Annotated in this window: 12 protein-coding genes and 1 pseudogene; 8 read left to right on the top strand and 5 right to left on the bottom strand. The window is 42.3% G+C overall.

Annotated features, from left to right (window positions below; translation table 11 throughout):
- Nucleotides 1-375 precede the first annotated feature (375 nt).
- On the bottom strand, nucleotides 376-774 hold the full coding sequence (locus AC6I8J_RS19395; protein WP_222925573.1) for a VOC family protein: 399 nt from the start codon (nucleotides 772-774) through the stop codon (nucleotides 376-378).
- 616 nt (nucleotides 775-1,390) lie between these two features.
- On the opposite strand from AC6I8J_RS19395, the gene AC6I8J_RS19390 reads away from it, so the two are divergent.
- From AC6I8J_RS19390 to AC6I8J_RS19355, 8 genes are all read left to right on the top strand, one after another.
- The gene (locus AC6I8J_RS19390) at nucleotides 1,391-2,146 is read left to right on the top strand and encodes a hypothetical protein (RefSeq protein WP_222925574.1); all 756 of its coding nucleotides are present in this window, start codon (nucleotides 1,391-1,393) and stop codon (nucleotides 2,144-2,146) included.
- 9 nt (nucleotides 2,147-2,155) lie between these two features.
- Nucleotides 2,156-2,983, top strand: a complete 828-nt coding sequence (locus tag AC6I8J_RS19385) for a hypothetical protein (RefSeq protein WP_222925575.1) — start codon at nucleotides 2,156-2,158, stop codon at nucleotides 2,981-2,983.
- Nucleotides 2,984-3,003: 20 nt separating this feature from the next.
- Nucleotides 3,004-4,119, top strand: coding sequence for a hypothetical protein (locus tag AC6I8J_RS19380; RefSeq protein ID WP_222925576.1), 1,116 nt, complete (start codon nucleotides 3,004-3,006; stop codon nucleotides 4,117-4,119).
- Nucleotides 4,112-4,759 (top strand): hypothetical protein, encoded by a 648-nt coding sequence (locus AC6I8J_RS19375; RefSeq protein WP_222925577.1) that lies wholly within the window; start codon nucleotides 4,112-4,114, stop codon nucleotides 4,757-4,759. Before AC6I8J_RS19380 ends, AC6I8J_RS19375 begins: the two co-directional genes overlap by 8 nt.
- Nucleotides 4,756-5,307: a histidine phosphatase family protein gene (locus tag AC6I8J_RS19370; RefSeq protein WP_222925578.1), complete on the top strand. Its 552-nt coding sequence runs from the start codon at nucleotides 4,756-4,758 to the stop codon at nucleotides 5,305-5,307. Before AC6I8J_RS19375 ends, AC6I8J_RS19370 begins: the two co-directional genes overlap by 4 nt.
- Nucleotides 5,308-5,384: 77 nt before the next feature.
- Nucleotides 5,385-6,026, top strand: coding sequence for a hypothetical protein (locus AC6I8J_RS19365; protein ID WP_287061126.1), 642 nt, complete (start codon nucleotides 5,385-5,387; stop codon nucleotides 6,024-6,026).
- A gap of 298 nt (nucleotides 6,027-6,324) precedes the next feature.
- Nucleotides 6,325-7,038 (top strand): nucleoside/nucleotide kinase family protein, encoded by a 714-nt coding sequence (locus tag AC6I8J_RS19360; RefSeq protein ID WP_222925580.1) that lies wholly within the window; start codon nucleotides 6,325-6,327, stop codon nucleotides 7,036-7,038.
- A 262-nt stretch (nucleotides 7,039-7,300) separates the two neighbouring features.
- The gene (locus AC6I8J_RS19355; RefSeq protein ID WP_222925581.1) at nucleotides 7,301-8,587 is read left to right on the top strand and encodes a hypothetical protein; all 1,287 of its coding nucleotides are present in this window, start codon (nucleotides 7,301-7,303) and stop codon (nucleotides 8,585-8,587) included.
- Nucleotides 8,588-9,436: 849 nt separating this feature from the next.
- Here the strand turns inward: AC6I8J_RS19355 and AC6I8J_RS19350 are convergent.
- The 4 genes and pseudogenes from AC6I8J_RS19350 to AC6I8J_RS19335 form a co-directional block, all read right to left on the bottom strand.
- The gene (locus AC6I8J_RS19350) at nucleotides 9,437-9,739 is read right to left on the bottom strand and encodes a hypothetical protein (protein WP_222925582.1); all 303 of its coding nucleotides are present in this window, start codon (nucleotides 9,737-9,739) and stop codon (nucleotides 9,437-9,439) included.
- On the bottom strand, nucleotides 9,739-12,168 hold the full coding sequence (locus AC6I8J_RS19345) for a putative phage tail protein (RefSeq protein WP_497825716.1): 2,430 nt from the start codon (nucleotides 12,166-12,168) through the stop codon (nucleotides 9,739-9,741). The genes AC6I8J_RS19350 and AC6I8J_RS19345 overlap by 1 nt, the downstream gene beginning before the upstream one ends.
- Before the next feature lie 36 nt (nucleotides 12,169-12,204).
- Nucleotides 12,205-14,922, bottom strand: a complete 2,718-nt coding sequence (locus AC6I8J_RS19340; protein WP_497825846.1) for a host specificity factor TipJ family phage tail protein — start codon at nucleotides 14,920-14,922, stop codon at nucleotides 12,205-12,207.
- A 6-nt stretch (nucleotides 14,923-14,928) separates the two neighbouring features.
- A pseudogene (locus tag AC6I8J_RS19335) lies at nucleotides 14,929-15,300 on the bottom strand (nitrite transporter); the annotation flags it as partial.
- Nucleotides 15,301-15,322 lie beyond the last annotated feature (22 nt).

Here is a 15,322-nt window from a genome sequence, read left to right as displayed (position 1 = left end):
AGTATTAATTTGATGGGTAACAGTGCGCGTGACTGATCTCAAATTCCGCAATACGTAGCCTGCCCGAGTGGATGTGATTCATTTATAACCTCGTCATCTTCGAGCGACAGGCGAGAACTTAGCGTTACAAGCGCTTGATTACACTGCTGTACAAGGAATTATCAAAAGTAGAAACTAGGCATTCAAGCAGAACATCCTGTGTGGTTAGAAGCGCATGGCATGCTTTGCAAGTATGAGACCTAAAATAGCGATTCTGTAAAGACGACAATCGTTAGTCTTAAACGCGGATTGCCGTCTCCTTAAAAGGTCACAATGTCAGTCATTGCGGCTGTAATGAAAAGAAATCAGGTCTTCGGAACCTTCTCATTCGAACCGTCAATGAGCATTCTGAAAGAGATCCCATCGGTTACCATAAAGATCCTCAAAAACAACAACAGTACCGTATTCCTCTTCCCTAGGTTCTTCACAGAAGGTAACCCCCTTCTCTTTCATAGCAGTAAAATCGCGCCAAAAGTCATCCGTCTGTAGGAAAAGAAATACTCGGCCTCCTGCTTGGTCGCCGATAAAGCCAGATTGTCGCTCATTTGAAGCCCGTGCAAGAAGCAAATTGCAGTCACTTCCAGGTGCGGGTGACACCACTACCCAACGTTTTCCCGGTTGTGGAGTGTCCTCTATAAGGGCAAATCCAAGCTTGTCAGTATAATATTCAATCGCCCTATCATAATCGTCGACAACTATAGCTACATAACCAAGACATCTTTTCTGTGTACGCATCGCTTACTCCTTTTGCAATCAAGCTTATTCTTATAACAGATATGCCTTATTACATCGCCTGTTTTCTTTAGTAACTTTTCACATCAGATAAAGTACTCAGCAAACAAAAACAGACTTAGGTCACAGTAAAAAATTTTCAATTTATAATCGATTATTTAATTAGCTATTGCTCAATTGACAAAAGTTTAAGCTGAGAAATTAACTTTTTTTGCGCAAAAATAACATTAGTGTGCTAACTAAAAATAGCCTTAGCCTAAGTTAAGCTTCCCTTATGCATTAAAAAAAGAACAAAAAGTGCTGAAGCTGTTACACATAAACATAATTTACGCATAAAAATAAGCGCCAATTGACCTTGACATAGAATTACATTAATTTAACTTATTTTTTATGAATGTAATCAATACCTTATCAAATTTAATTTACAAAACATAAACATTTGAAACCTTATGAAACATTCTGATTGTTGCATGTTATCCTTCTGAAGTTATATAAACAAAACGCACCCCAGATGTAATAGTAAAGACTTGCTGATCTAATTGGCCGTGCACTTATCTTCTTTGTGCCAAGCCAACCGCCAAATTCAATGCCGCTTTTATCGGTATTTTAAGGATTCATTATGCAAGCAACAAAATTATCGTTACCAGCAACACAGGAAATCAAGAGCCGCTTCTCACCACTGAATAATTATCGGCAAGACGAAGAGAGTTTTTTTCAACATTCATCGGAATTCCTCAAATTCATTAAAGATGAAGAACTACTCCCCGCTCTGCTCAAAGAGATTCTTTCTGATCCAGATTATTTGGCTGAAGTAGCTTCTAATTCTTATAAGCATGTAAATCACTTTTCCAAAGTAGTGCTAATTAACGACGCAAATCAAGATAACTGTAGGTTAACACTTCATATTTGGAAGCCTCCATTTACCGAGACTGAAATTTCCCAAGAACTTATACATGACCATCGGTTTAGTTTCTCTTCCTATGTATTATGTGGAAAGCAGACCCACGAAATATTTCGCGAAAATCCTGTAAAATCGGTTACAAAAGTCCGCTTTCAGAAATATAAGTATCTTCCTTCCGCTACGGGAAATATACACGACTGTTTTTTTGAAGAAGATGTATATCTAGATCAGATTCAAGAAAAAGTAGTCACACGCGGAAATATCTACACCATGAAAAATGAATCCATACACCGCATTGTATTCCCTGAAGGGGACGAGCCCATTATTTCATTTTTGGTAAGGGGGCCACGGAAAAGAAATTACACGCACACATATAACACATTTTATCCCCGCGAAGGAACAGAATCCAGTGTTCCGATGTATACACCGGATGAGTTGCACACTCTTCTTTCTTACACATTGGATAAAATCTAAGGAAAAATTATGAGTCTCGTTGTAGATACCGAAGGTTCGGTTCATGAAAAACATGGTGAATATAATATCTTTCGTCAGTTGGCAGTAAAAGTATTTGCGGACCATATTGATGATGAAAAATATTATAAATGGCTTGACGAAGTACCTATGGAACTTCAATCCCAGTTCCCTAGTGTCGAATTTAAAGAACGTGACTGGGTAAGAGCAAATCCCCCTCTAAATACTGCCGTATATTACGATACTCCCGGGTATGATGTTCTCCCTACTGGTGCACTGCTCAGGACTTCCTGCAGTAAGCTCACTCATGCTTTTTGTGCGTTCAAAATGCCAGAAGACGCGACTGGAAATCGTCTCGACCGCAGGCACGTATTCGAAGGAAACGAAAAGGCCACTATCCAGAGTGACCCTATCAGCAAAGATGCAGTCAGCATTGTAAAAAAGCTGATTACTCGTAGGGATGTTGACCAGCCTGGAACATTCTTGGCCTTAGCAACCGGGATTTCTGCCGATGATCTGAGTCCCGCAATGGTACTAAAGGGCCACCGTACTACGTTTTACGTTCTCATTGACGGTTACGACGTCCTACGCTGTTCCATTGACCGTTCATCTGTTTTTGATTTCCGTTCTGACGGTAATGCAGAATCCCCTGAAAACTGGAAAAGTTTCCGTGAAGTCGAGTTGTCACTTTATCCAAGAATTTCTGACGAAATCAAAAGCGATCCCCGTGTTGTTCAGGTCATCGAAGCCCTCAGAGATTCGCTGATAACGCGCTTTAATACGCACGTTATTTATGACATCAAATACCAGCGCGGCATGAAGTTGCTGGGAAAATACTAAAATAAAATGTGGGGTATTACGTGCTTGCAGCGATTTTTTTAACCGGAATTCTTGCGGTATTGAACGGGGCGAAATATCAGTCCCTTAGTAATTATCTTCATCTCACGTATGGGTACCCCACGCATGAAATTGCGTTTCTATTCTCGTTGTCAAATTTATGCGGCCTTACATTCGGATTCTTAATGCTCTCATTCCCAAGCATAAGAAATAAATTCTCAGGTTTACATATTGCAGTTCTGTTATTTCAGGCCATAGCTTACGGCCTGAGCCTATTCTTCCGTGACGTATATAGCATCATGCTACTGCAACGAATGTTGGAAGGTTTCGTTTTTGCTTTTATAATGAATTTTTATCCTGTGGCACTGACACGCAATTCACCTCATGATAAGACTGAACTCATCATGTGCATGTGGGGATTAGTTTACGCCTTGGGTTTTGCTTTTTCAAACAGCCTCGCCTCTCTCCCAATACCGCATGCTCTAGCTTATAACTTACCTTCCCTAATGCTAATTGCATGCCTGATAATGTTTAACCGACGAGTCATGTTATCAGTTAAAAGTGGCCATCTAGGCGCTTCGCCAATCATGAAACCATCACTGAGTGTACTTACAAAGATTGGCATGGTAGCGATTCCGTTCTTTCTTTTTACATTCATTTATAACAGTTTTTTGTTTACCTATTCATCAAATCATCCTACAGGTAGTCCGCTATCTTGGATGATGCTGGTCAACGGGGCGGGAATCCTTTTTACAAACGCACTAATTTCCTCTGGAAAAGTGAATGCAACCTTCTTTCTGCTATTTATTGTCGCTGCGCTCTGGTTTCAACTCTCTGTCTTTTCGAACTCATCGCTTCCCGCATCCACATCTATTGTTTTTATTCTGGGCATGATGGAAGGAGTCATCTTTGGATTTTTCGTCAGGCATTTTATGCGGGCCGATTTTGATCTAGTAAAAGCAGGCTATCTTGTGTCAGGTAGTCTTGGGGCAACACTTGGTCCGCTCTTTCCGCTTTACTTAGGTAAACTCACCCCCTCTCTTTCAGTACTGTTTCTAGCGGCTTGTATCAGCCTGCTTACATTGAACGAAATATCCCGGAGAGATTCACGGTTGCGTCCTGGAGGGGATCATGTCTAATACTGCCGTAATGTTTTATAAACCGGAATTTACTCAATCGGATCGTAAAAAATTTGCCCCATTAATCAAAGAATATCTTACTGTTTTCGGGCTCTCAATTAATGATGAATGCCTAGTGTTAGGTTCGAAGAGTAAAGCTGAACTTTTTGATCGTGTTTATTCCCAATTGCTTGCCAATGCACGACGCAGTTTTGAACACAGCTATATTGGTGCATACACATACCTAACGTCCAGACCTGAAATTACTGCTGAGCAGCTATTCAGTGAATGGATTTCTCCACAAAATCCAGCTTGCCGGCTTGGTGAGGACCAATACTATCTGCAGAGAGGGGAGCTTCGTGTAGTTAACCCATTCTGTCCATATCAAAGAAAAGCTTTCATAGAAAGCGATTCCTCTGTCCACCTTTTCCTGCTCAGTAAAAAAGGAAATCGGCCATGGTCAGATATCAAGCTTCATTTTCAAGGTAGTCCTGTGCAGTCTGGAAAAGACGGTTTAGGGATTCGGTCATACCTTAGTCAGTGCGACTGGTATACCCCTACGACCAATGGCCTCCATTTGTCAGCTTCTGCTGAAGATGCAGAAAGAGAAAGCCAGGAAGTAATGGAATTCTTCTTTAATAGGAATGCGCAAACCATATGAAAAAAGAACTTATCCTAATAAGGCATGGCCATTCTGAATGGCAAGCGGGTACTACACAAAACAGAGATAGTCATCTTACAGGCAAAGGAATATGTGAAGCCGGACAGCTTTATAATGCACTTCCCGCTTACACAGACGTAGCAAGTTTCCACTTAATAAGCAGTACACTTAACAGAGCGGTTGAAACGTGTCGACTGGCATTATCCCCCGAATTATTCACAAATGTACTGTTTGACAGAAATTTCCGTGAGGCATCTTTCCATGTGCGCGGAGGTCTTCATCTTCCAGAGGATTTTTATCCGGAAGCTAGCGGAAAGGTAAGCGACGAATATCTTGGATTCAAAGCAGGCATAAAATCTGCGTTAGCCGGAGTACTCGCCAGGCATGATCGGGTTATGATCTTCACCCACGGAGGTGTCATTAAAACCATTCTGCGGCTTCACTGCGGCTCAGACACCTTTTGTACTCAAGTAGATAACTGCTCCGTAACGCACTTTGTCAAAACAGACGACACCTGGTTACTTCAGAGGGTCAATCACCGATGCTGAGCCATGAGACGCTTTATTTGAGCACAGTGATAATACTCTGTGCATTGTGTCAATCGGTGGTTGGAGTTGGTCTTATCATGATAGGACTGCCCACGCTTATCTTGAGTGGCTATTCATTTGATCATGCTCTCTCTATTTGCCTGCCCGGTTCACTTATTATAAATATCTTTCAGGTATTCGCGGAACGAAAGAAATACAATCGACCAGATTTAATTTCTTATTTAAGCATAGGATTTATCTATATAGCATTTCTTTTTTATCTTAATATGATAATAGGGGTAAGTTTTAGCAAGCTGACCGCAGGTATAATACTATTGATTACAGGTGCTATAGGCTTCCTACCGGCAGTTAGAGAGCGTTTTCTTAATGCGCTTAACATGCGCCCATGGTTCACTAACGCAGCTATTGGCATAATTCATTCTATTTCAAGTCTTGGTGGCTCTCTTCTTTCACTGACGGGTACAGCGCGTTATGAGCGTAGCGACGAGGCCCGACGGTTCATAGCAGGAGGATATCTTTCACTAGGCATAATACAGCTTATGTTTTATTCAACGCATGGGGTCAGTATTACACCGGTAATGTATTCCCTCATTGCTGCGCCTGCTTATCTTTTTTCAAAAAAATTGGTTACACCATTTATTAACCACCGTAAGCTTAAAAATTTTATATTTATCTTAATTCTAATTTATGGTTCCCTTCTAATAAAGCAGTCAATGTGAGGTTTAAATGGAAAACATTCTTGCAAAATATATCAACTCTGAAGTCGGCGTTTCGTTCAAGTGTGGAAAAGTCGAAAAGGCAATTCTAAAATCTGCCAATGCGGGATTCATAGTAATTAAATCAGAAGAAACCGTACAGCATATTCCATTTCATTCGGTGATACGGTTCATTGAAGCAGGAGACGAGGCTTTCTTTCTTCTTCGTAAAAGGTCTTATCCTCTTACTATAGTCGTATCGCCCGTAATCAGCTTGAATACCTATTGACATCGAAGCCAGCTTCCGAGAGGAGAAAATGTTATGGTCAGCATAACCACTACAGAAAGTTTGCATTACTTGACGACTAATCCTTGGAACATTCCTTCTGTGAAGCATAACAGAGGTAACGAACCTTTATTAATCACTGTGTCCGGAAACTATAATCTTGGTAAGTCAGCATTTATGAACAGGCTGGGAGCAAGACTGTTTCAGCAAGATAGTTTTACGATTCTCATAGATGAAAGTAGCTTCCGCCATAGGCAGCATCCTTACGGCCTCAGAGAAGCAGATTCTAACTTTTTTTCATTTATAGTTTATATGATGGCCCAGCGGGATATTCTTATAAAGTCTTGGCTAAATTGCGGATTCAATGTAATTATTGAAAGATCTTTTACGGAAGATTTTATGCTCAGTTGTCTACTTAATGACGTATCACTATTGAGTGAAAGTCAAACAGGGCTTCATAACCAGTTACATGAATCTTATATGAGAAGTAACAGAAAACCTGACTGTATAATTTATTTTAATTATCCGGCAGAACGTTCGCGATTTAACCACGAGTCTGCGGTCAGAATGGGACAAGTACCAGCATTTTTCTGTGGGGATATCGACAGGGAAAAATGGTTCAGTGCATGCCACAGCCGTTATAAGGATTTCGCTAAATCATTGCAAAATGAGGATATTCCTGTACTAGAACATCGCTACGATTCTTATGAAGATTTGCTGGTTAGCGATTTTATGAGGCGTTTTTTCTAATCCCTTTATTGGCAAATGAGGAACGGTATGATTAGTCTCAAATTATGTCTCCAGCCTGAAGTTTGAATGGCATGGTATAGAGTCTATCCCTGCCTGTTATGTGCATGGGTAAGTTTTTATCGAAGCATTAATCTTCATCGAAATCAGTACCGATAAAAAGCGTGCCAACATAGGTTTACTGAAAATATTTAATTTTTTAAATAATGAAAACCATTTAAATGTTTTTTACTATTGAACTTTGCGGATAATTTAGGATGAGAAAATGAACACTGATCGCAGCATGGGCATAGAGGAAAAGACTGAGTATATCGAATCCAGTGCTACTCGTAATTATTTTAGTGAAGTCTATAGCTGCTATATCAATGGCAATTATCGAGCGGCTGTAGTATCTCTTTGGTCAGTTTTAGTTTGCGATGCAGTTTACAAAACGCAAAAACTTTTTGAACTTACAGGCGATATTTGGGCGCAAAAAAAATTAGCTGCCATTGAAAAGCTACAGCAGGAAAATAGCAAATCATCAGAATGGGAACTTGATCTTTTCGAAGGCTTCTATACTAATAAAAAATTTATTGGGATTGGTGAAATATCTAACATTAGAGACATACAGAAAAAAAGGCATTTATGTGCCCATCCAGTATTATCAGAAGACAATGCCTTATACACTCCGAATAGGGATTCTGTAAAAAGCATGATATTAAACGCCCTTGATGATTTTTTAATACGTAATAATTACTATGGAAAAGATGTTTTCCCTATATTGAGAGACACTTTAAAAGAAGACAGTGAATTTTACTCTGAATTAAGGAACATAAAACCACTAATAATTAAGTACTGCCAAAGACTAACTCGACCAGCGACTTATCAGATATTCAAGGATTTCTATAAATTTAGCTTCAGATTAAATGACGAAGACGCCGTAAAATATCGAAGGATGAATCGAACTGCATGCCTTCACCTTTACAAAGAAGTTAAAAAAACGCCTTCTCTCATCCTAAAAATGAAAGAAGAAAGAGATTTTTTTGAGAACGTATCTTTCAAAACAAATACTCTTACTTTTCTTTTCCACTTTCTTTCCTTAAATAGGGAAATCTATGAAAATTTTTCAGAAGAAATGCGTGACCGTTTAAGAGCATGTCGCGATAAGGAAGCTGAGGATGATGTTTTTTATGGCCTTAAAATTGCCAGCATGTTTTTATTCAAAACGCCTGATGATTACTTTGTTTTCTTAAAAAATGAATTAGACAATAACATAATTAAAAGATTTACACTTGCAGAACACCTCTTTATTTCTGAGGTTTTTCATGATGTGGATTGCCGTGAGATACTGCAAAATATATCGATTTCATATGCCGAAAATTCTTCGACCTATGATGATGCAGATAACCGTTTTGATCTTATTCTTAATGAAAGCTTGCTTAACTCGTTTACCTCTGAACAATTGAACAAGTTGATCAGCTGCTTTGATTCTAATAGTCAAATCAGTTCCAGACGCCGAAGTGGAATAGATAAAATAAAATTAGAAAATAGACTAAAAGAGATTTCAACTTGAGTTTAAATTTTAATAAATTTTGCCAAAAATGAAAATTAAAATTTAATGAAATATAGCTTTAAAGGTATAAAAATTAGATGCTAATCACGTCCCATTCTCATCAAGCTAGCTTAACCAGCCTGAGTCTTTTTATTAGTAAACAGCCAAAAGTATTTATTTAAACTCTTAATTTTCGCTTCTAATACAAATCAGACATCTGGTTAGCCTCTTAAGATATACTTTAAAGCTGTCCGCGTTGTTGGCTTTATATACTATTAAGAACTGCCACTGCAATGGTAGCGGCCAGTTCTTGACGTCGATGTGCAAGCGTTACTATGATGCTGCCTATAGTTTCCTGATTTACTGGTTCCCCAATAGTCGCCAGGTGCCAGGCAGCTTCACCGATAAACTTGCAACCTGCGTTGTAAGCATTTTCGTAAAGTCATCTTATATTTACTGCGCTGAGCGCAATCTTATTTTTTATTAAATGCTAATAGCTCGATCATAATATTTAAGAAACGCATTTCATTAAAAACAACACATATGTAAAAAACCCGGCATTCGCCGGGCTGGTGTTGGCAAGTCAAAAATAAACCCAATAATATTTAATTATTTCTAACATCACTAGTGTTATTACTATTATTACAACCCACGCTATCACACAACCAATAAACATTAACATCCATGTCGTCTTCCTTTTCATTTAATAAGACCTCCATTGGCTGTGATTAAAATATACCCTGCCTTAAAGTGATTCTAACTGATTATACCGATCAATTTTATGAGATTGATCGACAACACCGTTCAATAGCTGTAATTCATTGAAAATAAATGGCTATATCTAATCGCTTGTTAGCATGCGCTATATGGTTATTCATCTATCTCAATAACCGTGCTGTCGTACATTCTCTGAAGATAAGCCTGGAGTGCAGATTCAGCCGCCTCTGCATTAGCATTGCCGCCGTCAAAGGAATAGGCGTAACGAAATCTATAATTCAGTATCGTTCCATCAATCGTAAGTGAGAAGCAGCATACAACCTGCTGCGGCTCCGTTTCGATAATTTCCACAACATCAAGAAATGCAAACTCAACGTTGTAATATCCGCGAGCATCGGGCACAGCAACTCCATTAACAATAGATTCGTCAGGTATAAATTTAGCGGTAAAGGTCATTAAATAGGTTTCCATTTTTCTGAAGGATTGTTAACCGGATACCATAATCCGTCATTGGACGCATAGAGCATCTGCATTTTTGGCGTGCGTGTAGTATCGGTACAGAAACACATCCCATAAGTTGTTTTAGCCGGGTCTGGTAATTCAGCATACGTATAACGAGGGAATCGGATAGCATCATTAAACTCCTGATACTGTATGTAGCGCGGCTCGCCATTGATAAAAATCGGGATCCATTCGGTAGCATTTACTGACTTCAGATTGGATGATTGCAGCAATAAGTTTCCTGCATCTAAATCCATACCAAAACCATTACCGTCATAAGAGCCAGAATTCACCGCCCAACGTCTTGGAACAACCACGTTATTGACGATTTCATCAATATTGGATAACTGCGAGTTTGACGGAACGAAATAGAACGGCGCACCAGAATTCATGCGCGGAATGCTGTTTGTTTCTATGAATACACCTGTTGTGCGCGCATACTGCGCAACCCGAACATAAATGTGAATGGTCTGCCAGCTGTGAACGATCCTGATCTCTTTTATGGGCGTTCCGCCCTCGCCATGCCAGTGGGCCTCGACCGTGCCGGTGCTAGCGTCGTTAGGCTTCTTCATCTCAACGTATAAACGGGCCTCGCCTCCGCCAAAATTTGTGGCCCCTGGCCGCGTGACAGGCGTTGCTGTTGTATCCCAGCCTGCTGCACCCTGAAAGCGCACTATCGCAGTATCACCTAACCTGGGCAATGTTATGCGGCCAACATAAAACCAAGTCTCAGCATTATTAGAATTTTGTAGAACGGTATCGGAATAACTGAAAAGTGCCGCCAGGCCAGATTGCATTGATGAGCCAGTTACTCCAATAATGGTTCGCCCCTGATCCATTGCATTAGTAACCCACGAAGGGATACTTTTTCCATTATCCATGTCTGAGGTATAACCAGATAACGTATTATCGATTGTTGCACCCTGCGCATAGCGGCAGTTCACTTCAATGGTTTTTGCCCATTTTGTTTTTGCTGGGTAAGTAGAGTTTTCCACAATGACGGTATTTAAAAGCCAGCCACCCTGCGAAATATCGTAGGTGTATTCGTTATTAGAAAACCACACGTTATACATCAGGCTTTGGCCACACCGGATTAATTGCAGCACATCAACAGTGGTGTTACTTGAAAAATTACTGTTAGTAATTTCGATAGCAGTAGAATGATCCCACCCACCTTTAACAGTATTGGACCAACCCGCCCGCAAAAAACCACCCGATACACCAGAGCAATAGATCTGATCAAATTTAGTATCAATAGTGTCCTGAACATCAAAAACCAAACCGCCGTTACCGTTGCAGCGTACAGATTTAACGCGGATATACTGACCAGCGGGGCAGAAATTTTTATAAAACGGTGTGATTGTGCCAGCGCCGATGAAATGCAGACCACTAAGTTCCATTCGGCGCGCGTTGACCTGAAAAATGGGCGTTGTTGATTGAGCATCAACAAAATGAACGCGGGTTAGCGGAATAGCACCGTATTCAACATCGGGACCACGAAATCGGAAAAGTGATTGCTCAGCCGCACCTGACAGATCAAACGTCGAGCTAAGCGCGATATCTCCTGCCGGCAGACGCACACCAACAGGATTACCGCTATTTAAAGCCACCGTGCCGTAATACATGCGTATCACAGCAGGCATATCGTCCGTTACGCCATCCATTACCGCGCCATAATGCGTTACATTGAGCATCTCAGGGGTGCAATCGCGGCGCCAGCGCTTGCCCCCTTTAGTCACTATGATGTAACCGCCATCGTCTGCAGACGTTGTATCCCCTTCCCAGTAGACGAACGTTCCCCCGCCGTGGCCTGTACCAATGCCATACTCGCGAACAAAAACTCTCTGTCCATCATGCTCCGGCTCTGTAGCGCGCAGTGTTCCAATATCAGGACACTGGCCGATCATCTTCAAACCATCATTGCTGGTGATTTCCTGACGTAAGGCTGCGTCCCCTACAGCTACCAAATGCGCTGAGTCAGCTACCCAGGATGCCGCATTATTGCCCGTAGTCGTCCAAGGAATATTAGTTGCAGCGGTCAGTTTATAAAACTCGCCCTGATACCGGATGATCTGGTTGTACTCATCAATTGTGAGCGGTCCATCCTCATAGTCACCGACAACTGAATATCCAGAGTTCTGAATAAAAATGTTGAACCGGTCGGCCTGACTATCGAGCTGGACAACAAATCGGTGTTCCTGGTCTTCCATCTGGTTCTGGAAATCGGTTTCCATTCCCCACCAGGTTTTACGCAACACGCCAAATCGGTCGGCCCATTCCACCTGATCTAAATCATTAACAAAATGATCGAGGTTTTGTGCGTTGTCATACAAATCTTTAGCTGCGGAAGAGCCCAGCGGATTACGGGTGTTGTAGGTCGTCATTTTTGCCTCAAAAAAAACCCGCCGAAGCGGGTTTAATTAGGAAACGTCGCCAGGGTATTTAGCGTCGTCATACTGATATTTTTGGGGAGAATATTGCCTGGCAGACAGTTCGCAGGTGCCGTCCGATGCAGGAACGATTTCAGTTATAAGGGCGTCGTAGCCCATGCGTTCGGAGCTGCAAAAAATCAGCCTGGGTGGTTCGACAGCGGGATCATCCATTACCCATTCATCAAACATCAGAGATGGAGAATTTGTGATTGCCAGACTAAATTCATCCACCTGAGTCGGCACTAAAATACCTGTTGCAGATCCATCCTGCAGCCGTATCAAACAGCGTGGATTTTTAAAGCTCCAGTCTGGACTCTCGCTCAGCGAAAGGATCAATGAGTTGCCGTTTAGCCGAGCAGACAGGATCAGGCAGCTGAGCGTTTCATGCCCAGGAATATCATCAGTGAGTATTATGCGGTCCATATACTGATAACAGAGCGCATCCATCTCAGTTGACGTGCTATGCAATAGTTTTTGATATCTATAGCCCATCAATCGCCGCATTCCGATTCGATAGGCAGTGTGTCTGTTGATTACCCCATCCAACGTGAAACTCTCAATTTTGAGGGGAGTTGGATTGCCAGGATGGCGGCAATGCACAGTCTCCTCAGACCACGTGTCGCTATTGATGTATGTGACATTAACGCCGTCATAGTCATCCTGTGATGGCAGCGTAAATGTCGTTTTTAATTCCTCTGAGGTTTCCTGAGGAGTAACTGCCCCCGTCCACGGCTTAATGCCCTCTCGCCCCGCAGAGGCTAATCCATCGGACAATAAAAAATATCCCATTCCTGCGTAGGTGATTTTTTGAAGGATATCCAGCGCTGAAGCGCCTTCAGAGTCAGCACTAAAATCAAAGAACTCCTGCCGTGGTGTCCAGTAGGTTTTTTCGAGTTCATTTATCGCCTCCTCATCTGCAGCGATACCTAACCCATCCAGAACGTGATAGAGCGCACCCGATATTGTTCTGGCAACCCCTCGATCATATTGCCGCGTTGCAACCATGTTTATTCGCCGGTCTGATTGAGCTGCCAGTTTACCGCCGGTAACAACATCTACGGCCATTGTTGTGACACCAGCATAACGTGATGGCCTGCTGCCTAAACGAGAGCGTAACGCCTGCCAGAATGCGCTATCACGCGCGTTGTCTTTTCCTTGCTCGTTAGCTCGTCTGCATCGGACCTCAATCAAGCCCCGACTGGTTGCCATGATCCTCTCTGTATAGCCCAGGCCATTTATTGATTTATTACCATATCTAAAAACTTTTGTGGTCCAGCCCTGTCCAGAGCCGTATACGCGGTATTGCAACTCGAGAATGACCTGAAGATACTTTTTCTTGCCTTGATCATTGAAACCGCATATTCCAGAGGTGAATGCAAAATTCACCTCAAAACAATCAGTGGTTTCATTTTCGGGGCAGGCTAAAAACGGCCCTAACCATGATTCATTATCATTAATGCCGCTTGCCTGAAAATCTGAGGATGTGCGCGCATTGAACCCCGGCCATGTATCGTCTTTAACGCCATTAACGAGGCGTGCCAGGCCAACCGTAGCCCCATCAACCAATAACAACCTGTACTGGCTATTTAAATGGCTGATAGAGAGGCGTTGAGCACCTTCTGCTATACCTGAGAACGCTGTGCCTGCGGCGCTATCGTATGCGAGCGTTATTGATGCCTCGATATCCGCCTCTGCAGGCGTGTAGCTCGCCACGAATAATGAATGCGTAATGCTGTTATAAACCAGTGAAACTGGCATACCGATATAAGGCGCTATCTCAGCCAGGCTATTGCCGCTGAATACGCTATAAAGGCCGCTTTTAGAGACATTGTATGTATCAGGAACTGTAAATGTGATTGTTGATCCTACGACCCAACTATCAGGCAATTTGTGTTCATTTGAGGTCTTACCGCCTGTGGCCTCAGTTTCCAGATTATTGAAGGTGGCCGAGCCTCCCGCTACGGTTACCGAACCAGCCAGAATATCGTCTGTCTGTGGTGCGGTCGTCCCCATGTCCAGACCGCTGCCACTGGTGGTTCCTCCAACCTCGGTTGAGTTGTACCAGACCTCAGTACGCTCATCCCCACTAACATCCTCACCGGGAGCGTAAAGTTTATAATTAAAATCATCACCCAGTGATGCAACCGGTGTGGCACCCACCCTGATATCACCCTTTGTCAGAGCGAATTTTCCTACGCCTAAACACACAAACATTGAATTTATGTATTTCTCAGGGTCATTCTTATCAAATCTTCCAACAGGCGGAACCACATAATCAGGGTAAATTCGATATTTTCCGAAAACCTCTCGGATGGGATCGCCTAAAGAAGCAGAGTTGGCTTTGGCAGGATTTAGATCCAGAGCAGATCCCGAACCAATGCTCTGATTTGAGGCATCGAGTCCTTGCATAGCAAAGATGGCGTAAGCTGCTGAAGCAACGGCTACGGCCACCGCTATCCAGGCTAAAGCCACCGCACCGTGAGGTACAGGATATAACCTTACTTCATCATTAGAATGGATCGCCGTATCTGGCCACTGCACAGCTTTTATTAATACACCATTAACCTCAGCAGCAATCGGCTGTTGTTCGCCTGATTCATAGCCCTCAACATTTTCAGTAAGCCAATCATGTAAAGTAGTTTCTTTGTGCTGATGGGTCTCCAGCGGTTCACCAGGTAGCCTCGACGGGTATATTCTGATCGTCATCGCCAGAAACTCCACTTTCAGAAATCGCCTTTTGAATCGGCTTAACGGAATAAAAGTCACATTTGAACCGGGGTTACACTCGGCTACATACAACATTCCGTTTAGCTGCACGACTATAGCCACATGCGTTACCAGATGCCCCGAATAGCAGGCAACACCGGCCCCCTCTTGCGGCTCACATCTTTCCAACTGCAACATCGCTTTTCGGGCTTCTCGATCCAGTCCGTTGTCGTCCTTGGTTACACCTGCAAAATCAGGCCACGGCGACATACCTAAATCCCGCCGTATTTCATTAATAATCCCAAAACAATCCAGTTGAGGATAAACTCGGCCACCCTTTACCCATACAACTAAGCTATATTTATCGATTGAATTCACACAAAACCTTTATAAATAATTA

The organism is Pantoea sp. X-Soil-ISGK-355 (assembly GCF_059730805.1).
Note: the sequence above shows the minus strand (reverse complement) of the source record. Positions and strands in the feature narration are given on the sequence as shown.